Origin of the sequence: Sorangium sp. So ce385, from assembly GCF_051474135.1 — a bacterium.
In the GTDB taxonomy this organism is placed as follows: Bacteria; Myxococcota_A; Polyangia; order Polyangiales; family Polyangiaceae; genus Sorangium; species Sorangium cellulosum_D.
Genome location: NZ_CP150337.1, coordinates 10,534,915 through 10,558,962, shown reverse-complemented (window position 1 = coordinate 10,558,962; position 24,048 = coordinate 10,534,915). Strand labels below are relative to the sequence as shown.

General features: G+C 72.7%; 17 protein-coding genes. 10 read left to right on the top strand and 7 right to left on the bottom strand.

Going from position 1 to position 24,048, the window contains the following annotated elements; genetic code table 11:
* Nucleotides 1-40 precede the first annotated feature (40 nt).
* Complete coding sequence (locus WME83_RS38620; protein ID WP_437314707.1) at nucleotides 41-1,393, bottom strand: serine/threonine-protein kinase; 1,353 nt, start codon at nucleotides 1,391-1,393, stop codon at nucleotides 41-43.
* 247 nt (nucleotides 1,394-1,640) lie between these two features.
* On the opposite strand from WME83_RS38620, the gene WME83_RS38615 reads away from it, so the two are divergent.
* Together WME83_RS38615 and WME83_RS38610 are read left to right on the top strand one after the other, a co-directional pair.
* Nucleotides 1,641-2,894, top strand: coding sequence for a hypothetical protein (locus tag WME83_RS38615; RefSeq protein ID WP_437314706.1), 1,254 nt, complete (start codon nucleotides 1,641-1,643; stop codon nucleotides 2,892-2,894).
* Nucleotides 2,891-4,603 (top strand): hypothetical protein, encoded by a 1,713-nt coding sequence (locus tag WME83_RS38610; RefSeq protein ID WP_437314705.1) that lies wholly within the window; start codon nucleotides 2,891-2,893, stop codon nucleotides 4,601-4,603. Before WME83_RS38615 ends, WME83_RS38610 begins: the two co-directional genes overlap by 4 nt.
* 18 nt (nucleotides 4,604-4,621) lie before the next feature.
* Here WME83_RS38610 and WME83_RS38605 read toward each other — a convergent pair whose 3' ends face one another.
* The 3 genes from WME83_RS38605 to WME83_RS38595 are packed head-to-tail and all read right to left on the bottom strand — an operon-like array spanning nucleotide 4,622 to nucleotide 8,024.
* Nucleotides 4,622-6,187 (bottom strand): dipeptidyl-peptidase 3 family protein, encoded by a 1,566-nt coding sequence (locus WME83_RS38605; RefSeq protein ID WP_437314704.1) that lies wholly within the window; start codon nucleotides 6,185-6,187, stop codon nucleotides 4,622-4,624.
* 41 nt (nucleotides 6,188-6,228) lie between these two features.
* The gene (locus WME83_RS38600; RefSeq protein WP_437314703.1) at nucleotides 6,229-7,164 is read right to left on the bottom strand and encodes an SDR family oxidoreductase; all 936 of its coding nucleotides are present in this window, start codon (nucleotides 7,162-7,164) and stop codon (nucleotides 6,229-6,231) included.
* Nucleotides 7,161-8,024 (bottom strand): lysophospholipid acyltransferase family protein, encoded by an 864-nt coding sequence (locus WME83_RS38595; protein WP_437314702.1) that lies wholly within the window; start codon nucleotides 8,022-8,024, stop codon nucleotides 7,161-7,163. The genes WME83_RS38600 and WME83_RS38595 overlap by 4 nt, the downstream gene beginning before the upstream one ends.
* Nucleotides 8,025-8,402: 378 nt before the next feature.
* On the opposite strand from WME83_RS38595, the gene WME83_RS38590 reads away from it, so the two are divergent.
* Nucleotides 8,403-8,873, top strand: a complete 471-nt coding sequence (locus WME83_RS38590) for a GNAT family N-acetyltransferase (protein ID WP_437314701.1) — start codon at nucleotides 8,403-8,405, stop codon at nucleotides 8,871-8,873.
* Here WME83_RS38590 and WME83_RS38585 read toward each other — a convergent pair.
* The 3 genes from WME83_RS38585 to WME83_RS38575 form a co-directional block, all read right to left on the bottom strand.
* Complete coding sequence (locus WME83_RS38585) at nucleotides 8,840-9,160, bottom strand: hypothetical protein (RefSeq protein ID WP_437314700.1); 321 nt, start codon at nucleotides 9,158-9,160, stop codon at nucleotides 8,840-8,842. The genes WME83_RS38590 and WME83_RS38585 overlap by 34 nt on opposite strands.
* Nucleotides 9,161-9,687: 527 nt before the next feature.
* Nucleotides 9,688-11,556, bottom strand: a complete 1,869-nt coding sequence (locus tag WME83_RS38580; RefSeq protein ID WP_437314699.1) for a protein kinase domain-containing protein — start codon at nucleotides 11,554-11,556, stop codon at nucleotides 9,688-9,690.
* A gap of 276 nt (nucleotides 11,557-11,832) precedes the next feature.
* Entirely contained in the window at nucleotides 11,833-13,659 is a 1,827-nt protein-coding gene (locus WME83_RS38575; RefSeq protein WP_437314698.1) for a radical SAM protein, read from the bottom strand.
* A 228-nt stretch (nucleotides 13,660-13,887) separates the two neighbouring features.
* Between WME83_RS38575 and WME83_RS38570 the strand changes: the two genes are divergently transcribed.
* The 7 genes from WME83_RS38570 (at nucleotide 13,888) to WME83_RS38540 (ending at nucleotide 24,047) form a co-directional block, all read left to right on the top strand.
* Nucleotides 13,888-16,074 carry a HEAT repeat domain-containing protein gene (locus tag WME83_RS38570; RefSeq protein ID WP_437314697.1) on the top strand — a complete coding sequence of 729 codons (2,187 nt, stop codon included), beginning with the start codon at nucleotides 13,888-13,890 and terminating at the stop codon, nucleotides 16,072-16,074.
* The gene (gene xseB, locus WME83_RS38565; RefSeq protein ID WP_437314696.1) at nucleotides 16,071-16,466 is read left to right on the top strand and encodes an exodeoxyribonuclease VII small subunit; all 396 of its coding nucleotides are present in this window, start codon (nucleotides 16,071-16,073) and stop codon (nucleotides 16,464-16,466) included. Before WME83_RS38570 ends, xseB begins: the two co-directional genes overlap by 4 nt.
* A gap of 16 nt (nucleotides 16,467-16,482) precedes the next feature.
* Complete coding sequence (locus WME83_RS38560) at nucleotides 16,483-17,211, top strand: competence/damage-inducible protein A (RefSeq protein WP_437314695.1); 729 nt, start codon at nucleotides 16,483-16,485, stop codon at nucleotides 17,209-17,211.
* A 639-nt stretch (nucleotides 17,212-17,850) separates the two neighbouring features.
* Nucleotides 17,851-18,825 (top strand): hypothetical protein, encoded by a 975-nt coding sequence (locus WME83_RS38555; RefSeq protein WP_437314694.1) that lies wholly within the window; start codon nucleotides 17,851-17,853, stop codon nucleotides 18,823-18,825.
* Nucleotides 18,826-19,387: 562 nt separating this feature from the next.
* Entirely contained in the window at nucleotides 19,388-20,794 is a 1,407-nt protein-coding gene (locus tag WME83_RS38550) for a hypothetical protein (RefSeq protein WP_437314693.1), read from the top strand.
* Nucleotides 20,791-23,010, top strand: a complete 2,220-nt coding sequence (locus WME83_RS38545) for a hypothetical protein (RefSeq protein ID WP_437314692.1) — start codon at nucleotides 20,791-20,793, stop codon at nucleotides 23,008-23,010. The genes WME83_RS38550 and WME83_RS38545 overlap by 4 nt, the downstream gene beginning before the upstream one ends.
* Complete coding sequence (locus tag WME83_RS38540; RefSeq protein WP_437314691.1) at nucleotides 23,007-24,047, top strand: hypothetical protein; 1,041 nt, start codon at nucleotides 23,007-23,009, stop codon at nucleotides 24,045-24,047. The genes WME83_RS38545 and WME83_RS38540 overlap by 4 nt, the downstream gene beginning before the upstream one ends.
* The last annotated feature ends 1 nt before the right edge of the window (nucleotide 24,048 follow it).

Genomic DNA, 24,048 nt, shown 5'->3' with positions numbered 1-24,048 from the left:
ATATTCCTCGGCGCGCGGGGCATCGGCGCGGCGCGCGGCGCTAGAAGCCGGGCTCGCGGAACCTGGCGCGCCCGGCCTCGGCGGGCGCGCGCGGCGGGCGAGGAGGGCCCGGGCTCGCGGTCGCGGCGGGGGCGGAGGACGGCGGCGTCGCGGGCGCGGTCGAGGGCGCCGGCGCGGGCGGCGGCTCCGGCGCGCGCGGCTCGGTGGTCGCGGCCCGCGGACCCGGCTCCACCGCGAGGGGCGGCGCCGCGGGCACCTCCACGATCTGCTGCGCGGCGGGGCCCTCCCCGAGGCCGATCCACAGGAGCGTCGCCGCCCCGAGCAGCGCGCCCGAGGCGACGAGCGCCGCCGCGGTGGCGATCGTGCGGGCGCGGCGGCGCGGATCGAGCCGGGAGGACGACCGCCCCCGCGACCTGCCCTCCGCGGCGCGCAGCGCGTCCTTGATCACCGCCGCGCGCCGGGACGTGCGCGCGGCGAGCGCGTCGCGGATGTACCCCGTGACCTCCTCGGGGCGGCCGCCGAGCGTCGCGTTCACCGCCTCCAGCGCGTCCGCGAGCTCGGCCATCGTGGCGAACCGCTCCGCGGGATCCTTGGCGAGCGCGCGCATCACCGCGGCGTCGAGCGCGGGCGGGTAGCCGGGGACGAGCGAGCTCGGCGGATCGACCGGCTCGGGCCGCGCGATGCGCGCCATGGTCGCGAGGTCGTGGCTGGCGGCGAAGGGGTGCGTGCCCGTCGTCAGCTGATAGAGCACGATCCCGAGCGCGAAGATGTCGGACCGCCGGTCCAGCTGCTCGCTGTAGACCTGCTCGGGGGCCATGAAGAGGATCTTGCCCTTCATGTGCCCGGTGTTGGTCGTCGGGTTGTCGGCCTGCGCCACGGCCTTGGCCACGCCGAAATCGGCGATTTTGACCGAGCCGTCCCGCGTGATGAGGATGTTGTGCGGAGAGACGTCCCGGTGCACGAGCCCGACCAGCGCGCCGTCCTCGTCTCGGAGCTCGTGGGCCGCGTGCAGCCCGCGCGCCGCCTCGATCGCGATCCGCACCGCGACGGGCAGGGGGAGCGGCCGGCCCTGCTTGCGGGTGCTGCCGCCCTGCAGCGCCACGAGCGCGTCGCCGTCGATCCACTCCATCACGAAGTAGAGCACCCCACTCTGCTCACCTTGATCCAGGATCGCGCACACGTTCGGGTGCTTGATCCGGGCCGCGATGCGAGATTCCGTGAGGAACATGCGCTTGCAGCGCGGGTCGCTGGAGAGCGCCGGCAGCATCGTCTTGACTGCCACGATCTTGTCGCCCGCCGCCCCGCCGCGCTCCCGGGCCGCCCACACCGTGCCCATTCCGCCCTGCGCGATGGCGATCAGCAGCTCATAGCGGCCGAGGAGTTGGCCTGGCACAAGATCGACGGGCGCTATCACAGCTCGTACCTGCGACTCCTGTGTCGTCGTGAATCCGACCACGCTGAAGCTCTCACGGGCGATGCCTCGGGCGATGCCTCGGGCGATGCCTCGGGCGATGCCTCGGGCGATGCCAGAGCGTTCCAGGATCGGGAACCAATCTCAAACAATTTTCCAGTTGTCGAGAATCGGCCAGCATGAGTACGGTTAGATTGCCTCTATCGCTTCGTTGAGGAAGGAGGCGTGGGTGGAGCATCGGATCACCATCGGCGGAGTGGTATTCTTCGCCGTGGTCGGCGTCGGTCCGGCTGCGTTCGCCGATCCTTCCCCGGAGGGCGCCGAGCGCGCTACGCCCGGCGCGGTCGCGGGCGACACGGCGGCTCCCGCCGCGCCGCGGCAGCCGGGCGCGGTCGCGGGCGACACGGCGGCTCCCGCCGCGCCGCGGCAGCCGGGCGCGATCGCGGGCGACACGGCGGCTTCCGCCGCGCCGCGGCAGCCGGGCGCGGTCGCGGGCGACACGGCGGCTTCCGCCGCGCCGCGGCAGCCGAGCGCCGCGGAGCTCGCGTCCGCGCGGCACCTCTTCTCGCTCGGCCTCGCCGCGGAGGACCAAGGGCGATGGGCGGAAGCGCTCGAGATCTACGAGCGCATCAGCAAGATCGTCGTGTCACCGCCGCTCTGGTACCACCTCGGCGTCTGTCACGAGGCGCTCGGCCACGTCGTCGAGGCGCTCAACGCGTTTGAGCTCGCCACGTCCGGCGCGACCGCGCGGAAGGAGCTCGCGCTCGCCAGGGAGTCGCGGTCACGCATCGAGAAGCTCCGCGCGAAGACGTCGCAGATCGTCCTGCAGCTGCCCGAGGACGCGACCGGCGTGCGCGTCGAGATCGACGGCGAGCCGATCCACCCGGCGCTCGTCGGCGCGGCCATCCTCGTGAGCCCCGGGGCGCGGCGGATCGCGGTGAGCGCCGAAAATTACGCCGGGCGCTTCGAGGCCACGGTGCAGGCTGAGACGGGCGCCGTCGTCCAGCTGCGGGCCGAGCTCGGCCGCAAGCGGGCGCTCGCGGCCTTGCGGCCGATCGCGCCGGCTCGCCCCGTGCCGCCCCGCGCGCCCGCGCCGGGCGTGAGCGTCCCGCCGGTGGCCGTCCTGGGGGCGGCGGCCGCGCTCGGCGCCGCCGCCGTGGTCACGGGCGCGATGGCCTACGACGTGCGGCACACCTTCGTGAAGAAGAACGAGGACCCCGCCCCGGGCTCGATGGCCGAGCGGCAGGCGCTGCGCGATCGCGGGCAGGCGCTCGCCGTCACGAGCACGGCGCTCACCGGGGCGGCCCTCGTCGCGGGCGGCTTCGCCGCGTACCTCTTCTGGACCGCCCCGTCGCCGCGCGCGGCGCCCGAGCACGCCGCCAGCCCGCGGCCTTCGCCCGCGCCGCGCGCCCCCGGCCTGACGGCGCTCTCGCCGTGGGTCGGCGCCGACGGCGCCGGCGTCGCCGTGCAGGGAGCGCTGTGAGCCGCGCGCGCCGGCTCGGAAGGGGCGCCGTCGCGGCGCTCGCCCTGGCCTGCACCGGGGTGGGCGCGTGCGCCTTCATCGCGCCGTTCCCCGACGTCGCGGCGGACCCGGTCGGCGACGGAGGAGGCGGCGCCGGCGGGGTCGGCGGCGGCGAGGTCGACCCCAGCGGGACCGGCGGGGGCGGATCGAGCGCGGGGTTCTGCGTCCCCGGCGTCGAGGCGGCCTGCTACGCGGGGCCGCGGGGCACCGAGGGCGTCGGCCCCTGCGCGGCCGGCGTCGCCACGTGCAACGACGACGGGACGGACGTCGGCGCCTGCGTCGGCCAGGTGCTGCCCGCGTTCGAGAGCTGCACGGGCGCGGACGAGAACTGCGACGGGCGGGCGTGCACCGGCGATCCGGTGCAGAGCATCGCGCTGGGCGGCACCGGCGCGCAGCAAGGCCTCGGCGTCGCCGTCGGCGAGCGCGCCGTCGTGGTGGTCGGGTCGGCGTCCGGCAGCACCGATCTCGGCGCGGGCCCCTCGGACGAGCTCGGCTCGCTCGCCGAGCCGGACGCCTTCCTCGTCTCGTTCTCCCGCGACGTCTCCACGCGCGAAGGGCGCTTCCGGTTCGGCCGCCGCTTCGCGGACACCGTCGCGCAGGGGGTCGCGCTCGCCCCGGGCGGCGACGTGGTGCTCGCGGGCAGCGCGTCGGGCGACGTCAACTTCGGCGGCGGCGTGCGCGAAGGCCACGGCCGCCGCCCCGACGTCGTCGTCGCGCGGTTCGACGCCTCCGGGGCGCACCAGTTCAGCCGGCGCTTCGGCGACAACGACACCCAGCGCGCGACGGCGGTCGCCGTGGACGAGGCGGGGAACGCGTACGTCACCGGCGAGTTCCGGAGCACGCTCGACTTCGGCGAGAACAGCCACGGCGAGCGCTTTCTCCTGAAGAGCCAGGGCAAGAGCGACGTGTTCCTCGCCAAGCTCGACGCCGCCGGCAACGTCTGCTGGGCCAGGCAGTTCGGCGACGCCGCGGATCAGGCGGGCACCGGCGTCGCCGTCGACGGCCATGGCAACATCGTCCTCGTCGGCCGCTTCGCCGGCAGCGTCGATTTCGGGGGGTACGGGAACGGGCTCTCCACCGACGCCAAGAACGACCTGTTCATCGCGAAGCTCGACCCGTCGGGCGACCACGTCTGGAGCAAGTCGGCCAACGCGACCAACGCCGCCGAGGCGCTCGGCGTCGCGGTCGACGGCGCGGGCAACGTCGTCGTGACCGGCTCGTTCCGCTCGTCGGTCACCGTCGGCGAGTCGGTGCGCACGAGCGCGGGCGACAAGGACATCCTCGTCATCCGGCTCGACGAGAACGGCGTGCTCCAGTGGTGCGAGGACTTCGGCGACGACGCCGACCAGGAGGGCGCCTCGGTCGCGACCGATTTGGCCGGCAACATCGTCGTGACCGGCGACTTCGGCGGGAGCATCGAGCTCGGCGACCGGGTGCGGTCGGCCAGGGGCGCCTCCGACGCGTTCGTGATGAAGCTCGCCCCGGCCAGCGACCCGATGTGGCTGCTCTCGTTCGGCGACTCGAGCGAGCAGCAGGGCGCCTCCGTCGCCGTCGATCGCCTCGGCCACAGCTGGGTGACCGGTCGCTTCGACGGCGTCCTCGATCTCGGGATCGGCGCGATCGCGAGCGGCGGCGCCGCCGACGCGTTCCTGGTCCAGCTCGGGCCGTGAGCGCCGCGCGCCGGCCGCTCACTCGCCGGCGAGCGGGTAGATCGGCCGGATGTCGATCGGGATCCCCTCGAGGCCGCCGAGCGCCTGCCGCATGGGCTCCGAGACCTCGCCGTACCGCGCGAGGAGCTCGCCGGCGGCCTGCTTGTCGCCGCGGTGCTGCACGAGGCAGAGATCGCGGACGAGGCGGGCGATGGCGGCCTCGAGCTCCGCGGCGTCGACCGTGAAGCGCCGGGTCGCCGGGTCGAAGCGGGCGGCGCCCTCCTCGAGGAAGCGGTTGATCTGGAGCGCGGCGCCCTTGCCGTGCGCCTCGGCCACGCCGAAGCGGGTGCTCCGGAAGAGCCCCGCGAAGTAGGAGACGAGGAGCTTCTCCCGGAAGTCTCCGGCGAAGTGGCCTCGCTGGATCATGAAGAGGACGTTGTAGGCGCCCATCACGTCGGCCTTGGCCTCCTCGATGGCCGAGTAGGCCGCGCCGAGCGCGAGCCGCACCTCGACCCGCTCTCCGGAGGCCCGCGTGAACGCCGGGCCCAGGCTGTGCGAGAGCTCGTGGAAGAGCGTCTCGTTGAAGAACGCGTCGGCGGACAGGTGCTCGAGCTGCGCCGGGTCGAGGATGCGCTCGGCGATGGGCCGCATGATCAGCTCGAACTTCGTCTCGATGACGTTGCGGAGCAGGACCTTCTTGGCACCCTTCTCGGCGCGGACGCGCTCGTCGTTCGGCAGGTTGAACGCGATCGTCTGGACCGATTTGCGGGCGTCGCCGGCGCTGAAGACCAGGTCCACGACCTGGATGGGGCTCTCTCCGCCGCGCTGGGTCTTCACCTCGTCGGGGATGGGCAGGTTGCGCTCCATCTCCGGGAGGAGCTCCTTGTACTTGGAGAGCCTCCGGGAGGCCTCCGGGTCGCTCACCGTGACGAACGCCTCGAACGAGGCCTTCAGGCCGAGGAGCTCGTCCTCGTAGGTCTCGTACGGGCCGATGGTCACCTCGACCGGGCTGTCGAGGTCCATCCAGTCCTTGTCGGAGGCGTAGTAGTCGTCCGACCGGAACGCAGCGGCCCGGGACCTCAGGAACCTGCGCAGGCTCTCGTTCGCCGTGAGCGCCGCGGCCTCCTCGAGGAGCGCGCCGGCGGGGCCGAGCCACGCCGCGTAGGCCTGGCTGTACGGCACCGCGACGAGCCCGCCCCGGTCGCGGCGGATCAGCGTGAACAGCCCCTCGAAGGCCTCCTTGTCGCCCGGGTGCTGCTCGATCCAGGCGCGGAGCTCGTCGGACGAGAGATCTTCCGGGTAGAAGCCGGCGCCGGGCGGACGCGGTATGTCGATGGCGAAGGGGCGGTGGTGATCCTGCCTGTCCCACGGGCCCCGCATGATGTCGAAATAGGCGAGCCTGTCCCGGCCTTCCGGGGTGGCGTCCGAGGCGAGCCGCCCGCGGAGCTCGGGGTTTCCGGCGTAGGCCTGGCGATCGAACACGGGATCGAGCCGTCGCGAGGCCTCGATGAGCTTGTCGAGCGCCCTCCGCTCGGGCTCGGGAAGCGCGCTGACGTCCGCGGTGAGCGTGGCCGGCGCGAACTGCTTGACCTTGTCGGACAACATCGGGACCTCCTTCAGGCGAACTCCGGCGATCTCCGGACGGTTCAGGGTCGGCCCGCTGGGACCGGGTGCGCGTCGCGGTACTCGCGGACGGCCTGGGCCTCGTCGATGGCGTGCTTGAACCCGGTGGCGGCGCGGAAGGCGGCGCTGTCCACGACGACGGGGTACTTGATGTGGGTCAGCGCCGCGCGCGGGAGCTTCGGCAGGCCGAAGCGGCCGAGCGCGTTGCGCAGCACGAACTCGGGGAGGGGGACCGCCACCCGTCCCGCCGCCCGGATGATGAGCGACAGGGGCACGGGCTGGGGACCCGAGACGTTGTAGACGCCGCGGATGCGCTTCTCGAGCGCGAGGCAGATGGCGGTCACGACGTCCTGCTCGTGCATGAACTGGAACAGCGGGTCGAACCCGAGGACGTACGGGACGTGGGGCCCGCGGATGAAGCTCGCCAGCGTCCCGTGGCCCGTCGGGCCGAGCGTGTAGCACATGCGGAGCACGGTCGTGCAGAGCTCGGGGGCGCGCCAGAGCGCCGTGCAGGCGTACAGATCGGCGGCCACGAGGTCGGCCAGCTCGGGAAAGGTGGACACCGCCATCGGCGGATCCTCTTCCTTGTGGTAGAGCGGCGACTCGGGGCCAGCGCCGTAATACGTGTGTCTTCCGACGAAGATCACGTGCTCGACGCCGCAGGCGCGGCTGTTGTCGAAGACGACGCGCGTGCCGCCGAGGTTGATCCGATACCGCTCCTCGGTCTGCTCCACGAGGTGCGTCACGGTCGCCATGTGGATCACGGCCTGGGGCCGGCTCTTGCGGAACACGTCCTCGGCGGCGCGCTTCTGCAGATCCACGTTGTGCATCTCGACGCCGGCCGGGGCGTCCGGCCAGGGCCGGCGGTCGATGCCGATCACCTCGTGCCCCTCCTCGAGGAGGCGCGCCGCGACCATGCGGCCGAGCTGGCCGGTGATTCCAGGGATGAGGACCCTCATGCGCGCTCCTTCGACGACGCCGGCGCGGGCGGCGCGTCGCCGCGCTGATCCAGCGCGAGCTTGCTGCGGCGGCGCCGCCGCCCCGCCTCGATGAGCTCGGCGATCCTCGCCTTCACCTGCTCCACGTGGCCGGCGATCACCTCGTCTTCCTCCGCGCCGGTGCCGGCGAACGTCATCGGCTCGCCATAGGTGATCTCCAGCTGGACCGGCAGCGGGGCCGGCACGAGGTACGGCGTGATCGGGATATACGGCACCCCGAACAGCCGGCCGATCGTGTACGAGTTGGCGACGGTGGGCACCGCCTCGCCGCCGCCGACGAAGCCGAACGGGATGATGGGCGTGCCCGTCTTCATCGCGAGCCGGACGAAGCCCGACCCGAAGTGCACGAGCGAGTTGCGCTCGCTGTAGAGCTTGGCGGTGCCGCGCGCCCCCTCGGGGAACACCATGAGCAGCCGCTCGTCCTCGAGCAGGCGGCTCGCGTGCTCGGGGAGTCCGGTGAAGTGCCCTGTGCGGCTCGACCAGAGCGAGGTGAACGGGAGGCGATTGATGAATTTCTCCGCCATCCCCTCGGCCAGCCGCGGCGGATCCATCTCGAAGAACATCGACGCGACCACCATCGCCCCGTCGATGGCGACGCCGCCCGAGTGGTTGCCGACGAGCATCGCGCGCCCGCGCGCAGGGACGTTCTCGATGCCCGTCACGCCCACCGAGAAATAATGATGATAGAAGAAGTCGAGGAGAGAGAAGAAGAGGCCCAGGTGCTTCCGGGAGATGCCGTAAGGATCGACCCCGAAGCTGTTGAAAGGGATCTCCAGCCGCTGGACGCGCTGGGCAATCGAGTCGCTGACGAGCAGTGTCAAGGGGCACCCTCCGGAGGCTGCGGCGCCCGGAGGGTACGCGCGATCGGGCGGGAAGCACAACTCCGCCGGCCGGCGCAGGAGGCGGCCGGGCTGCGCCGCGCCCGCGCGAGGCGCCCACGGATCACGAGCTTTGCGCCCGAGCGCGCGCCGTTACGTGGAGGATCCCATCTCGAAACATAACGCGCCGCGGCGGCGCCGTCTCCCCGGCGTTCTTCGCGCTCGCCGTGGGATCGGGTCGCGGCGGTTGAGCAGCCGCGCGGTCCGCGCTATGGGGTCGGCCATGTCGAGCCGACGCCGCGTTCCCGAGCTCCCCGGCGGGCCGCCCCCCGCCCCCGCGCCGGGAGGGCGCCGCTGCGAACCCCGCCGGGGGGCCGCCCTGTGACAGCGCTCGTGATCCGCCGGGCGGCGCCCGCCGACGTGGAGATCATCGCGGCGAACAACCGGGCCATGGCGCTCGAGACGGAGGGCAAGGTGCTGGACACCGCCACCACCCTCCGCGGCGCCGCCGCGCTGATCGCGGATGAGACCAAAGGGTTCTACCTGGTCGCCGAGCGCGCCTCCGAGGTGGCTGGGCAGCTGATGGTGACCTACGAATGGAGCGACTGGAGAAACGGCACTTTCTGGTGGATCCAGTCCGTCTACGTGTCGCCCGCGGCGCGGCGCAGCGGGGTCTTCCGGGCGCTGTACGGGCGAGTCCACGAGATGGCGGCGGACGCGGGGGACGTATGCGGCATCCGCCTCTACGTGGAGACCGCGAACGCGCGTGCGCAGTCGACCTATGTCGCGCTCGGAATGAAGCGGTCGCACTACGAGCTCTACGAGCTCGATTTGGACTTCGGCTCGTCCTGAGGTGTCCGGCCGTCCTGGTTCTGGGCGGGGGGGACGACCGCGGGCATCGACGGCCAGGAGCCCTTGACGAGGGCGCGCATCGCGGCCGTCTTCAGCGCGACCTCCGAGGGCTCGAGGAAGACGCCGAGGGCCTGGCGGATCTGGGGGAGGGAACGGATGAGATCGGCAGGCGTCATCGCGTCGGGCGGCGACACGCCGCTCCGCTCGCAGGCCTCCTGGATGATCTTCCTGGCGAACGCGGGCGCGAGGCCGCAGCACTCGACCACCTGCTCGAAAAGCGAGCGCATGAGCTGGTTCCCCCGGGGTAACGTCTGACGCGCGGCGCGTCTTTCACTTGGGCGAGCACATACCGCCCCACGACAAGAATAGCCTACCTCCTATGTCGCGCTCGTGAGACGGCGACTGACCTTCTGCTGGCTTTCGCGGCGATGTAGGTGCGGCAGCGACGCGTTCCATGGCTGACGGCGCGACCTCGGGGCGCGCGGCCTGCGCGAGGCGGAGGCGATGGTGGTCGCCGGAGCATTGGACGGGCCTCCATGGCCGGAGTGTTGGACGGGTCGGCAAAAAGGATCATCGCCTGGCCGGTCGCGCGCGTGAGGATCGCTGCGCCGGCGCGCAGGCGCAGCGCGTCGCGTCTGTCCAGCGTTGACGTCCGGGGACGCAGGTGCGCCGATGGCGTCTCGCGAGGCCTCGTGACATCGCGCGTTACCTCCTCGCGGGCCGGCGCGTGATCACCTCGCTGGCTGGCGCGCTATCACCTCGCTGCGCGTCACCGTCGCGCTGGTCGGCGCGTCATCGCCCGCTCTTTGGCGTGTCACAGCCCCGAGGGTTTGAAGGGTGTCCGGGAAGTCGCCCGCGGAACGCTCCGCTTCGGCTCCGGCGCCTTCGGCGCCTTCGGCGCCGCGGTGCGGACGGCCGGCGAGCGGGCGGCAGGCTTTGCCGTCGAGGCGGTGGATCCACCCGTCGTGCGCGTGTCCGGCCGGCCCGTCCTGGGCTTGACGGCCACGGGCGGGGTCGCTCTGGGCGCCGGCCGCGCGACGGCGTTCGCCGCGCGGTTGGCGGTGGGAGCAGGACCCTGCGCGGATCTGCCGAGCGCGGAGCTCTGAACGGATCGGCCGGGAGCGGGGGCATGGGCGGAAGCGACGGGAGGAGGGCTGTGCGCGGCTCGGCCGGCGGCGGGGACCTGGCCGGCGCCGCCCGGGGCGAGCGCCTCGACGGCCCCGGCGGGCTGCGCCGGCGCGGTGGCGTGGACCGTCGCGCCGTCGGCGACGGTCGCGGGCAGGTGCGGCGAGCTCGGGAGGACCGGGGCGCTCTCCGTCGCTTCTCGAGCGGCGGGCTCGCGCGCGCCGAACGCGAAGAAGGCGCCCACGCCGGCCGCGAGCGCGACCGCGCAGGCGCTGGCGATCACGCTGCGGCGCACGAGGTGCTGCCGGCGGAACACGGGCTCCGAGACGACGGCGCCGAGCCCCGGCGCGCTGCCCTCGGCGCCCGCGAGGTCCGGCGCCGGCCCGAGGCTCTGCAGGCCGAGCGGAGAGCGGTCGCTCAAGGGAGAGCGCTGGCTCAGCGGCTCGCTCCGCGGAGAGCGCTGGCTCAGCGGCTCGCTCCGCGGAGAGCGCTGGCTCAGCGGCTCGCTCCGCGGAGAGCGCTGGCTCAGCGGCTCGCTCCGCGGAGAGCGCTGGCTCAGGGGCAAGGGCTCGCTCAGCGGGGAGCGCTGGCTGAGCGGCGAGCGCCCCGACATCGGTCCGGACCTCGGGCTCGACGCGGGGCCGTTGCGCACGCTGATGGGCGCGGTGAGGTCGCGCAGGCCGACCTCCTTGATGAGCGCCTCCACCGCCCGGGGCGACGACACGGCGAGGCCCGGCGTCTGCGCGGCCGCCTCTTCCAGCGCCTCGGCGAACGCCGCCGCGGTCGGGAACCGGTCGTCCGGGTCGGCGCGCAGCGCGCGCATGCAGATCGTGTCGAGCGCGGCGGGGACCGACGGCACCACCGCGCGCGGACCAGCGGGCGGGCCCTTCAGGATCTGCGCGATCAGCGCGCCGTCGTTGTCGGCCTTGAACAGGCGCTCCTCCGTGAGCATCTCCCAGAGCACCACGCCGGCCGAGTACACGTCGCTGCGGCGGTCGACCTGCTCGCCCTGGATCTGCTCGGGCGCCATGTACGAGAGCTTGCCCTTGAGCGCGTTCCCCTGCGTCGACATGAGCCGCGTCTCGGCGCGGGCGACGCCGAAGTCGGTGATGCGGGAGACCCCGTCGATGCCGACGATCACGTTCTGCGGCGAGACGTCGCGGTGCACGAGGTGGAGCGGCTCGCCCTCGGAGCCGGTGAGCTCGTGCGCCGCGTGCAGGCCCGCGAGCACGTCGAGGAAGATGCGGAGCACGATCCCGATGGGGACCCGCCGCTTCGCCCGCGCGCACGTGCGGAGCAAGAGGTGCAGCGACGGGCCCTCGATGTACTCCATGACGAGGAACAGCGGGTCCTCGACGAGATCGAACGTGGCGACGACGTTGGGGTGGCGGACCCGCGCCGCGAGGCGCGCCTCGTCGAGGAACATCGCGACGAACTCGGGCTCCGCCGCGATGTGCGGGTGCATCATCTTCAGGGCGACGAGGCGCTCGAACCCGCCGGCGCCGATCGCCCGCCCGAGGTACACGGTGGCCATGCCGCCCGACGCAATGGCGCGCAAGCTCTCATAGCGGCCAGCGTGCAAGGTCACACGACCAGGCTACACCATGCGTGGTGCGTTCTCCACGAGTCATGCGCCGCATCTCCATGTGTGTGCGCGCGCGTGCGCGCGCGCGTCCCACACGGCCACGACGAAAACCCGATTTCCTTCCGATGTGAGGCGCGCTACGACCGATCGCCGACAGCCTGGGCTCACGTGATCCCTCGGTCGGCGATCGGCGGCGATGGCGCATGCGGCGGGGGAGAATCGCGCGCGGGCGCGGCGGAGGCCGCGCGATCAGCTCACGATCGGCAGCCGCCTGGCCGGCGGTCGCGCGCGCGGGCCGCCCTGCTCGCGCTCGCGCAATGCGAGATCGTGCTCGATGATCGTTAGGGGATTCTCGTAGGTCGGTAGAGGGAGATCCTTATTCTTCGCGTACACGGGGTGCCGGCCGTGCTTCTTGTACCATTCGGCTACCGTGGCATTGGCCTTCATCTTCTCGAGGATGTTCCGCCACCCGGCGCCGGTGTTGTATGCGCAGAAGCTGATCTCGCCGAGCTGCGTTCCGTACGGAATGATGCACATCTCGGTGCGGCGGAAATCGTAGTTGAACAGGTCCTGGAACCACATGCCCGCCACGAACAGGACGCGCCACTCGTAGTCGCGGGCGTCGCCTTCGCCGGCGTGCGCGGCGCCCGTCTGGCTCATGAACTGCTTCACCAGGGTCGCGAGGTGGAAGTTCGGCGGCGCCTTCTCGGGTCGGTAGCGGCGCAGGAGCGCGGCGACGACCTGGGCCTTCGTGAGCGCGCGGCCGCGCCCGGCGTCGAAGATCGCGCGCAGGTCGGAGAGCAGCCCCTCGACGTCGATGAAATCGAGCAGCGGGACCACCTGCTTCGTCTTCTTGTGGACGAACAGCGCGGTCCCGATCCCGCAGTTCGGGTGGCACCCGCAGTTGAGCTGGCCCCAGTCCTTGTCGGGGCCGTCGAGCAGATCGGTCACGTTGCCGAAGGGGCTGAGCGCCGACAGGGGGAACCAGTCGCGGAGCGGGTCGGTCACGCCGGTCTGCCGGGCGACGTCGTGCGCGAGGTGGCTCAGCGTGTAGCGCTGCTTCTCGCGCAGCTCGTCGGAGATGTCCTCGTCGCGGCCGGTGAAGCTGACCGGCTGGAAGCTGACGACCGTGATCTTGTCGGCGTTCTGGACCGCGAAGTCGATGATCGGGCCCACCTGGTCGTTGTTCACGCCGTTGACGATCGTCACGACCAGGATGACGTCGATCCCGGCGGCCGAGAGCTCCTCGATCGCCCGCAGCTTCACGTCATAGAGGTTCGCGATCTTCCGGTGGCTGTTCGCGGCGTTCGTCACCCCGTCGAACTGCAGGTACGCCATCCGGAGGCCCGCCTCCTTGGCCTTCCTGGCGAAGCCCGGCTCCTCCGCGAAGCGGATCCCGTTCGTCGCGCACTGCACCGCGAAGTACCCCTTCTTGCGCGCGTACCGGATCGCGTCGAGGAAATGCGGGCTCAGCGTCGGCTCGCCGCCGGAGAACTGGATCGACATCTGGCGGCGCGGGCGCACCTCCGCCGCGTCGTCCAGGATGCGCGTGATCTCCTCCCACGAGAGCTCGTGCACGTAGCCGACCTGATTGGCATCCATGAAGCACGGGTCGCACATCATGTTGCAGCGGTTCGTCAGATCCACCGTGAGCACCGCGCCGCGGCCGTACCGGATGGTGCTCGAGCCGTGGTCGTGGATCCTGTCCGGCGTCATCTCGACGTCGCGGCCGCCGAACAGGCGCTCGATCCGGGCGAGGAACTCCGGGTCGATCGAGATCGTGTCCGAGAAGGAGCCGTGCTTCGGGCACGTCTTCTCCATGACGACGCGGCCGTCGCGGGCGACGATGCGGGCGCGGATCTCCCCGGGCTTGTCATGGATGAGCTTGGTCCAGTCCGCCCTGCCACTCAGGATCTCGGCGCGCGCCTCCTTGACGCAGCGCGGGCACAGGCTGTCCGTCTCGCGAGGCCAGCCGAGCGGGGGCTTCGAGCGCTGGCCGCCCCGCGGGATCGGCTTGTCGCTCCACTTCGGGTGGAACGGCTTGGGCTCGCCGCCGAGCCGGCTCAGATGCTGCAAGACTGGCCACGCCTTGTTGGCGGATACCGTGATGGCCTTTTCCAGTGTCCGTACCAGGTCGATCAAGCGTCACCTCGCTCACAGGCGCATTTCGCGGCCGCACCGTAGGTCGACCTAGCGCGTGCTTCCATCAAATTCCAGGCTCGTCACGCTGCGTTGGCGCGCCCTCCGCGGCTCAGCCCGGGGAGTGACAGCGGGCCGTCGATCGCGGGATAGTACGGGGCGCGTATGCGATTTCTCCCTGGAACCCACCGCGCCCTGGGCCTCGCCGCGGCGCTCGCGGTCGCGGCGACGGCGGGCCCGGCCGTGGCGCAGCCGGTCGTGCGTGCGCCCCGGCCCGCGGAGGACGGCGGCCGGGCCGAGGCAGGCGCGGCGCCGCTGCGCGGCAGCCTGGGCGTGCCCGTCGCCGAGCGGCTGCTCGCGTCGAGCGACCCGGAGGCGCGGCTGCGCGGCATCGAGCGGCTCGGCGCCATCGGCACCGAGGAGGCGGTGACCGCGCTGCTCGCCGCGCTCGATCAGGGGGGCCCGGCGGCGCGGGATCCGAGGGCGCGCCTCGCGGCGGTGCGGGCGCTCGCCCCGCACGCGCAGCGCGACAGCGTGCGCCAGCTCCTCTCGCGCGAGCTCTCGGAGGGAGGCGGCCCCGCGCGCGGCGCCGCCTCCCCGCTCGGCGAGGTGCTGCGCGGCACCGCCGCCCTCGCGCTCGCGCGCACCGGCGAGCGGCGCGCGCTCGGCGCGCTCGTGAACGCGATCGTGCAGGGCGGGGCCGCGGGGGAGGCCGCCGCGCTCGCCATCAAGGCGTACCCGCCCGAGTCGCTCCAGCTCCTGCTCGGGAGCCGCAAGCGGCTCGAGCCCGCGCTCGTGAGCTTCCTCGGCGAGCTCGGCGATCTCCGGGCGATCGCGGCGCTGCGGCCGATGCTCGAGGGCGGCGATCGGGCGGCGCAGGTGGCCGCGGCGCGCGCCCTCGCGCGGCTCGGCGACGAGGCGGCGCTGGCCAAGGCGCGCGCGTGGCTGAGCAAGCCGGAGCCGGGGCTCTTCGAGGCGACCGTCGAGATCCTCGTCCACCTCGGCGCGCCGGAGGCGCCGGACGCGGTGGCCGCGCTGCTCGGCTCCGAGCTGGGCCGGCTCGAGGGGCTCAGGCTGGCCGAGCTCGCGCCGGCGGAGCGGCTCGTGCCGGCGCTCGCGCGCGCGCTCCCGCTGCTCCCGGAGGACGCGCGGCCGCGCGCCGTCGCGGCGATCGGCCGCGCGGGCGGCGCGGAGGCGGCGCGGCAGCTGCGCCGGCTGACGCTCGAGCGCCCCGAGCTCGCGACGGCCGCGGCGTTCGCGCTCGCGACGATGCCCGGGGCCGAGGCGCGGGCCGCCGTCGCGGAGCTCGTCGACGGGCCGCGCGCCGCGAAGGACGCGGAGCTCCGCCGGCTGGGCCTGCGCGCGGGCGTGGTGCGCGGGCTCGCGCTGCGCGACGCGCCCGGGTCGCTCGAGGGGCGGCTCCTCGCCGCGCTCGCGGCGCCGAAGGGGTCGAGCGATCGCGCCGTCGGGGTGTTCGGGGCCGTGGCGCTCGGCCTCCGCGACGCGCTCGAGCTCGTCGGCGGGTGCGCTCCGGCCTCGTGCGACCGCGCGGCGGTCCACGCGGCGGCGCGCGGCGCGCTCGCGCGGGGCGATCGCGCCCTCGCCGCGCTCGCGCCGCTCTTCGCGGAGCTCGCCGCGCCCGGCGGCGGCGCCGCGCCGGGCGGCGACGACGCCGCGCCCGACGCGGCGGCGATCTCCGCCGGCGTCGCGCTGCTCGCGGAGCCTCGGGGCGGCGCGCTCGCGACCTCGCGGCTCGCCGCGCTCGCGGAGGCGGGCGGCCCGCTGTCGCCGCTCGCGGCGCGCGCGCTCGCGGCCCGCGACGACGAGGTGATCCGCGGCAGGCTCAAGCGGCTGCTCGAGGGGAGCGATCCGGTCGTGCGCGCGCACGTCGCGCTCGGCCTCGGGAGCGACCCCTTGCCCGACAGCGTGTCGCTCCTCGCGCGCGCCTACCGCTTCGAGGACGACCCCGCGGTGCGCCGCGCGATCGTCCGCGGGCTGTCTCGGCGCGCCGAGGTGCAGCGCCGGCGCGTCCTGCTCGCGGCGCGGGATCTCGATCCCGACGAGGGGGTGCGCGCGCTCGCGCGGGCCGCGCTCTCCGGCGCCGGCGCGCCGGCGCTCGATCCGCCGCGCGCCGCGCTGGCCACGGGGGTGGTGTGGATCGCGATCGTCCCGAACGACCGAAGCGCGGCCGCGAGCGCGTCGTCGCGTCCGGCGCGGCTCGTCCGCCCGGATGGGCTCGCGGTCCCGGTCGTGGCCGATCCCGACGGCGTGCTCCTCGTGCCGGCGGTGCCGCCCGGGGTGAGCTCCGTCCTGCTTGCGCCGGCCGCACCCCCGGGGGACGCTGGCTCATGACGACGATGAGCAACGCGACGGACGAGAGCCGCACGGGCGAGGGGCCGGGCGAGGGACCCGGCGTGGAAGCCGGCGTGGAATCCGGCGTCGGATCGCGCGCGGAGCCCCGCGCCGCGGCGTCTGTGGCCGAGGGCGATCGCGCTCCCGCGAGCGGCGGCGACAAGGCCGCGGGCGCGATGTCGTTCGAGGAGTCGACGCGCCGCCTCGCGAAGATCGTGGCGGAGCTCGAGGGCGGCGATCTGCCGCTCGAGCGCGCGCTGTCGCTCTTCGAGGAGGGCATCCGGCTGTCGCGGTCGGCGCAGGAGCGGCTCGACCGCGCGGAGAAGCGCGTGGAGGAGCTGCTCGGGATGGACGCCGACGGGCGCCCGGTGACGCGCGAGTTCGAGGGCTGAGCGGAGCAAGGGTGAGATGAGGACGGCCGCGGCGCTGATCATCGGCAACGAGCTGCTCAGCGGGAAGATCGCTGACGAGAACCTGTTCGTGCTGGCTGGCACCCTGCGCGCGCTCGGCGTCAAGCTGGAGCGCGCGGTCATGGTGCTCGACGAGCTCGAGGTGATCGCCGCCGAGGTGCGGGCGCTCTCGGCGTCGCACGACTGGCTCTTCACGAGCGGCGGCGTGGGCCCGACGCACGACGATCTGACGATCGCGGGCGTCGCGCGCGCCTTCGGCGTGCCGGTGGTCAGCGCGCCCGACATGGAGAGCATGCTGCGCGAGTACTACGGCGACCGGCTCACCGAGGGGCACCTGCTCATGGCGCGCATCCCGGAGGGCGCGCGGCTCGTGACCGGCGGCAGCGCCGCGTGGCCGGCCGTGGTGATGCGCAACGTGTGGATGCTGCCCGGCGTGCCGCAGATCTTCCGGGCCAAGCAGGCGCTCATCCAGGCCGAGCTCTCGGGCGGCACGCCGTTCGTCTCGCTCGCGGTGTTCACGACGCTCGACGAGGGGCAGCTCAAGCCGATGCTCGACCGCGTCGTCGACGCGCACCGCGACGTCGACATCGGCTCCTACCCCCGGTGGTCGGGCGTCGAGTACCGCACGAAGCTCACGTTCGACGGCCTCGTCGAGGCGAAGGTGCGCGCGGCGCGCGACGCCTTCGCCGAGAGCCTGCCCGCGGGGACGGTCGTCCGCGTCGAGTGACGCGCGCCGCCCTCGCTCCTCCCCGTGAGCCCGGCCGGCGCCGCGCCGTCGGGATCACTCGGGACGCGGCGGCCGACGGGCGAGAGCGGTGGCCGCGCCTCTCCGGCGCGCGGATGCGGACGGGTCTCCGCCGGATGCGGACGGGTCTCCGCCGGATGCGGACGGGTCTCCGCCGGATGCGGACGGGTCTCCGCCGGATGCGGACGGGTCTCCGCCGGATGCGGACGGGTTCCACCTCGGATGACGATGAACCCCCCGTCGGATGACGGCGGGTACCCGCCCGGATGACGACGTCTCCGGGCCGGATGACGATGGCTCGCCGCCCGATGCCGATGGGGTCCGGCCGGATGCCGATGGGCTCCGGCCGCATGCCGGCGGGCCCCGGCCCCGATGCCGATGGCTCCGGGTCGGATGCGGATGGCTCGCGGGCGGATGACGACGGCGTCCACCTCGGATGACGATGGTCTCCTCCCGGAATGACGACGCCCTCCGCCGCGATGCCGACGGCTCCGCGCCGCGCGCTCGCGCGTCGCGCATCGCGCTGTCGCCATCCACGGGCATCTCCGGCGCTCGCTGGCGCCATGGCCAAAACTTGCCACGCCCTCGACGTGCCGCTCCGCATCTCCTTAGCCTGCGCAGATGGCCAAACCTATCTCTCCTCCCGAAGAGACCGACAACGATCCCACGCTCGAATCCCTCGCCGAGCGGCTCGGCAAGCCGGAGCCCGGCGTCATCGAGGCGTTGCTCGACGGCACGACCGAAGCCCAGCTCGTCGAGCGAGGGCGGCAGATCGCCTCCTCGCGCGTCTTGACCGATCTGCGCCGCCTCTACGCGACGGCGCACGCGTGCTGGTCGGGCGCGTCGAAGGAGAAGCGGGAGAAGCTGCGCGGCTTCTCGCCGGAGCTGCTCGCGCTCGCGGTCGACCAGGCGCTCGCGCTGGAGCGGCTGCTCGAGGCGCACGAGAGCGCCGGGCAGAAGAAGGACGCGGCGCGCGCCACGACGGACGCGGCGCTGCGCGAGCGGCTCTCGCGCGCGCTGCTCCTGCGCGACCAGGCCTACGAGGTCCTTCGCGGCGTCGCCGGCTCGGGCAAGGAGGCGCGCGAAGAGCTCGCGCAGGCGGTCGGCACCGCGGAAGATCCGGGCGCGCTCGCGCGCGGCCTCACGCAGCTCGCCGCGCTCGGCAAGCGCTACCTCGCGCAGAAGAAGGGCCCCCTCGCCGTGCGCGCCAAGCTGATGCGGCTCGACCAGGACTACGTCGAGCGCCTCGAAGAGACCGCCAAGGAGCTGACCCAGGCGGCGAAGACCGCGGCCGCGCGCCCCGCGGGCCAGAAGGTCACGAGCGGCGATCTCGACCGGGCCGACGGCATCAACCTGATCCTGCTCGAGCAGATCGTGCGGGTGTTCGAGCGCGCCAACGAGCAGGATCCGACCATCCCGCGGCTCGTGCCCATCGCGACGCGGCGGCTCTTCAGCCGGAGCACCAGGAAGAAGGCGACCGAGACGCCCGGCGGCGCGGCTGGCGCGGCTGGCAGCGGCAGCGCTGGAAGCGGCAGCGCCGGCGGCGCGCCGCCGGACGAGGAGGATCCGCTCGAAGGCGACGACGCGCCGGTCTGAGCCAAGAGCGCTCTCCTCGGAACCGAGCGTCGATGGAGGGCTCAGGCTGCAACCTGGGCCCTCTTCCTTTGTTTTGTCGCGCCCTCGCCGGCGACTTTACGGGCGGACCCTCGCCGGCGGCCAGCTCGCATCCGATTCCCATGGATCTGCTTCCCGTGGATCTGCGTGGCCACCTGAAGTGGACGAACACCTGCGCACCATGAGTGGGTTTCTACCGCTGATTCGCCAACCAGCGCGCGTGGGGGACGCCACCGGCGCGAGGCGCATCGACTTCGCGTGCGGGACGTCACGAGCTCTTCCGGCTGACTGCGCCGCGCGCTGGAAACGGCGGTGAGGACCTGCTGTGCGGCCGAGGCACACGGCCACGGCCGATATGCCGAGGGCGGAGGAAGGGGGATCGGGGACGCGCTCCTCGGCCGAGCAATGTCCTACCGACTTTCGTGAGGACGATTGCACCTGGAGAACGGGCAGGCGAGCGTGCGCAGGTGAGAAAAATCGCGGGGTGGAGGCAATGAAGTTGAGGGAGCGATTCAAACCAAGCCGGCGGAGGACGATTCTCGCTGTGGCTGTCGCCGCCCTGGCGCTTGGCGCTGTGGGGGCCGGGTGCCTGTGGGAGCGCGAGGAGCACGCGCCCGGCCGGTTCTGCGCGCAATCGAACACCAGCGTGTTCGAGCATTGCGTGGACGCGAGCGAGGGCCCGGGCAGCGCGTGGAGCGAGGCCGAGGCGAACGGCGAGCTGCCGATCCAGATGTGGGCGGTCGAGCCGAGCGGCGCGATGCTCGACGATTTCGCCGCGGACGCGGCGGCGCTCCGGGCCTGGTTCGACAACATCGATCGGGCGGTGGCCTACGTGCGTGACGAGCAGAAGAACGCCGAGTCGCTCCGGGCGACCTTGCACGGCAGGCTCCTCGGGCTGCTCTTGAAGTCCAGGCAGCGCCAGGAGGCGATTTTGGAGGAGGAGCCGGTCCGCGCGGCCGACAACTTCCGGCAGGCCATGACCGACAAGGCGAGCGCCGAGGAGGAGCCGCTCGCGGCCGACAAGCAGGCGATGGCGGTCGTGCAGGCGATCTTCGACGAGGCCCGGAGCGACGCCGCGCCGCTGCAATCCAGGTACGCGGGCGTCGCGGCGCGGTTCGCCACGTACCGCGCGACCGAGGCGGCGGAGACCGCGGCGTACGCGGCGCTCTCGGAGCAGGCGTCGCGGTCGGGCATCGACGGCCTCGATGGCGCGGAGCAGGCGGTGCTCGCGGCGGCGCGTGAGGCGAGCCGGGCGCCGAACGAGCTCGCCGCGGAGATCATGACGCTGGCGGCGGAGCTCCAGGCGCTCGCGGTGTCGTTCGACGAGGCGATCGCGCCGCACGAGGAGGTGCTCGCGACGCACGGGGCGGTGGTGCCAGACATGACCTCGGGCGCGCTGCGCTCGCTGAGCGCCATGCTGGGCTACGCGCAGCGGCGCGTCGCCCGGAGCGACGCGGCGGCGACGGCGCTGATCGGCGGCATCGCGCTGCGCCGGCAGGCGCTCGGTGTGCTGGAGGGGGACGAAGGGGCGCGCGAGGCGATCGCGCGGTCGCGGATCGAGAGGGCGTCGGAGGTGTTCGGCGAGGGGGCGCGCGCGCGGGTGGAGGCGCTGTCGGCGGCGCCGCCGGTCAGCGAGAAGCTCGGGCTGCCGCTCTTGGCCGAGCGGTGCGGGGAGCTCGTGGCGCTCGTGCAGATGCGGCCGCTCTGCGAAGCGGCAGGGGCGTCGTGGCGCGAGGCCGGGTGCGCCGCGCTTCGAGGGCGGTTCGACGCCGCGGAGGCGGAGCTCAGGACGGGCCTGCCGCGGAAGATCGCGGCGGGCCTCGCGGCGCTGCGGGAGAAGGGGATGGCCGCGGCGGCGCTCGACGCGGTGCAGGCGAGGCTCGACGCGGGCGACGTGAAGGGCGCGGCGATCGCGTATGACGCGGCGGTGCGCGGGGCGGAGGGGACATGAGAGGCTCGAAGGAGTTCGCGCTGCGCCGCTCGGGCGCCGCGGTGCTGCAGAAGCTCGTCGCGCTGGTCACGATGCTGGCGTTGCTCTCGCCGTCGTTCGCGCGGGCCGGCACGCCGTACACGATACTCTGGAGGAGCCATCAGGACGTCGACTCGTGCGCGAGCCCCGAGCTGGAGCATGAAGGCGCTGCCATCTTCGAGGTGAATCAGACGCCACTGCCCACCTACGGGATCCCGGGCGCGCTGCAGATCGAAGCCGACGGCTCCGCGAGCAACACGCTCGAGGCGGAGTTCGACTCGGTGCTGCTCCGCATGGGAAGGAACGACTTCCACTTCGGGGTCCACACCACGAACGGCGGCAACTGGTGTACCCACGTGCACGACGTGGTGCACCTCGTCTCGGAGCCGCTCGGGCTGAACAAGCCGCTCTTCGACATCCGCCGCGACGGGACCGGGTTCGAGGGCAGCACCGCGGTCGACCTGAGCCTTTCGGAGATCAACCCGGCGCTGGCGCGCGACATCGCGGAGCTGGAGGTCAGGATCGCCCGGCTGATGACGGAGCTCCTCCGCAACGCCGCCAGGGTCGCGGATCTCCGGGCGCGGATGGACCTCCTGCGGCAGCTCGATACGGAGCTGCACGACCTGGTGAGCCGGCCGCTGGACGAGATCTCGCGGACCGACCTCGACGCGATCCTCGACCGGTACAAGGACGTGGTCGACGCGGAGACGCGGACGGCGATGGAGCAGCTCGTCGACGACCTGAAGAAGAGCGTCGGCGACCTGGAGGACGAGCTCGCGCGGCTGATGGACGAGTTCGGCGCGCAGGCCGATGCGGTGGCGGACCTCGCGACGCAGGACGCGCGTGCCGAGGGGTGGGATCCGGACGACCCGTGGAACTACGCGCTCGGGGAGAGCGAGGTGCCGTGGGTGGAGGTGCCGGACATCGCGGAGGTGGACGGGGCGTTCGAGGAGGGAAGGGACCCGTACGCGGCATACGCGGACGCGGTGATCGCGGCCCTGGAGGCGGACGTCAGCGGAGGCGTGGTGGTCGCGCGGGCGGACTTCGTGGCGAACGTGCGGGCGTGGCGTGAGAACAGCGCGGCGCTGGAGAGCGCGCTGCGCGACCGGATGGGGGTGTCGCTGGCGGAGACGAACGCGTTCCTGAAAGCGCAGAACCGGATCACGGCGTACGTGCGGCGGTTCATGGATGCGTCGGACTGGTTCATGGACTCGCCGGTGCCGGCGGACCTGCGGGCGCAGGTGGACACGGTGCTCAAGCCGAGGTTCGACGCGCTCGCGGACCAGATGAAGGACAGCCTGAACCAGTGGACCGGGGACGGGCTCGACCTGGAGCAGACGCAGCTCTACCAGACGATCAGCGCGTTCGCGGGGGCGATGTCGACGGTCGGGGAAGGCGTCGAGGCGTACGCGGGGGTGATGCAGACGCTGGTGCACGCGACGACGCGCATCGGGGTGGGATTCGTGCCGGTGGTGGGGCCGGCGCTCGACCTGTGCGAGGCGGTGACCGGGAAGGCGTGGTGCCTGCCGGCGGGGCAGGCGCTGAGCGACGAGGAGCGGATCTTCTCGGGGGTGGGGTTCGGGCTCGGGGCGGTCGGGCCGATGTGGCGCGCGGTCGGCCGCGCCGGCGGGCTGACGCCGGATGCGATCCGGGCCGCCGAGGAGATCGCGCAGATGGGCGAGGAACTTGCCACGGCCCTGCGCGCACCGCGGCGCACCTGGTACAAGACGCTGCGCGGGGCAGTCACGAGCAAGCCACTCGACGCGATGGAGAAGAAGGCGGCCAAGCTCATGCTGGATGACGGGCGGGCGCTGATCGGCGTCGGCGACGACGGAGTGCGCCGGGTGCTGGACATACTGAAGGAGTCTCCTCCAAGTACGACCTTGGGAAGGGCTCCCGACTTTCTCACCGTGACCAAGGGAAACAAGCTGGCCCTGACCGAGGTGAAGGATATTGACAGTGCCACCGGGAAGGTCGACATCGACCACGCACTCACGCAGCTCGAGAATGCGATGAAGAAACTGAGCGACAAAGGACTCGCCGGCGACGTAGAGCGGATCGAGTTCATCACCCCCAAGGGTGCGCCGCTCAAGAACGAGAACAAGATCGTCAAGGACGGCTATCTAGTCGACGCGCTCACGGGTAAGCGCATCAAGCTTGAAGGCTTTAGGAACCTGGTCATGGTGATCCAGTTATGAGTGTATCAGGTCCTTGGCTCTATGCATGGTGTGACGAGACGGACAGGGGCGACGCGCTCGCGGCGGCTCTGTCTGCTCTCGTCATCCCGGGGGGGACGTGCGGCTTCCACATCGAGTCCATCGACAATCCAGATAGCACCTGGCGATGGCGCGATACGGTCACCCTCAGCGAGACGGTCGCGGCGGTGCGCGCAGGATTCACCGCAGGGACGCATGTCTTCGCATCCTTCGGCGTGAAACTGAACTCCGGCAGCGCAATCGAACTCGCTGTCGAATGCAATGGCGAAGAGTGGGAGCGCCGGTATCCCTCCGGTCCTCTATGCGCACGCCCCGGCGATCGCAGCGATCTACTTCCCTGGAGCCTTCGCATCGCCCTCGGCGGCACCCGCTCCGTCGAGGTCGAGGCGGCGATCCTGGCGATGCAGGTCCAGCAGGATCTCGAAGATCTTATGGTCCGCCTCTGCGCGCCGGATGCGCGTGCGCGCGTGACGGCCGGCGCCTGGACGGAATTCGCGGATTGGGGGCCGCCCACCAAGGCGTGCGCGACCTATCACACCAACGCGGCGCTGGTTGCACACGATCTCGCCCTTACGTGGGTAAACCTGCGGGATGGTGACAAGGTCGCACATTCCGCGGGAATGCCAACGGACGTGTTGCACGCGCGCGTCGACGCCGCGCCGCGCGGAGCGCGCGTCGCTGTTGAGGACGGCGCTGAGCTCTCGCGCGAAGCGGTCCTCAAGGCGCTCACGGAGTCACCGGCTGCGCTGCTCGACGCACTCGAAGCGTCCGCGGTGGCGGATGAGGAATGGCGCACCGTCGAATCGGCTGCCCTTGAGACCATCGCAGCGACGAAGGAGGGCACGCCGACGTGCGAGGTGGACGTGACGTCGCGCAAACACGTCCAATTCATCGAGCGCCATGCTCCCTACCACGTGCGTCGCCTCCCGAGCGGCGGCGTGGTGCTGGCGACGCACCCGTACCGCACGCTCTGGCCGCTCTGGGCCGACGCCCTCTTCTTGCTCGATATCACGTCATGAC

What these genes read in the sequence shown, in the direction of transcription:
- WME83_RS38605 (WP_437314704.1), bottom strand. Translation starts at nt 6,187, where the DNA reads ATGTTGTCCGACAAGGTCAAGCAGTTCGCGCCGGCCACGCTCACCGCG.
- WME83_RS38555 (WP_437314694.1), top strand. Translation starts at nt 17,851, where the DNA reads ATGGCCAAACCTATCTCTCCTCCCGAAGAGACCGACAACGATCCCACG.
- WME83_RS38600 (WP_437314703.1), bottom strand. Translation starts at nt 7,164, where the DNA reads ATGAGGGTCCTCATCCCTGGAATCACCGGCCAGCTCGGCCGCATGGTC.
- WME83_RS38545 (WP_437314692.1), top strand. Translation starts at nt 20,791, where the DNA reads ATGAGAGGCTCGAAGGAGTTCGCGCTGCGCCGCTCGGGCGCCGCGGTG.
- WME83_RS38560 (WP_437314695.1), top strand. Translation starts at nt 16,483, where the DNA reads ATGAGGACGGCCGCGGCGCTGATCATCGGCAACGAGCTGCTCAGCGGG.
- xseB (WP_437314696.1), top strand. Translation starts at nt 16,071, where the DNA reads ATGACGACGATGAGCAACGCGACGGACGAGAGCCGCACGGGCGAGGGG.
- WME83_RS38540 (WP_437314691.1), top strand. Translation starts at nt 23,007, where the DNA reads ATGAGTGTATCAGGTCCTTGGCTCTATGCATGGTGTGACGAGACGGAC.
- WME83_RS38570 (WP_437314697.1), top strand. Translation starts at nt 13,888, where the DNA reads ATGCGATTTCTCCCTGGAACCCACCGCGCCCTGGGCCTCGCCGCGGCG.
- WME83_RS38585 (WP_437314700.1), bottom strand. Translation starts at nt 9,160, where the DNA reads ATGCGCTCGCTTTTCGAGCAGGTGGTCGAGTGCTGCGGCCTCGCGCCC.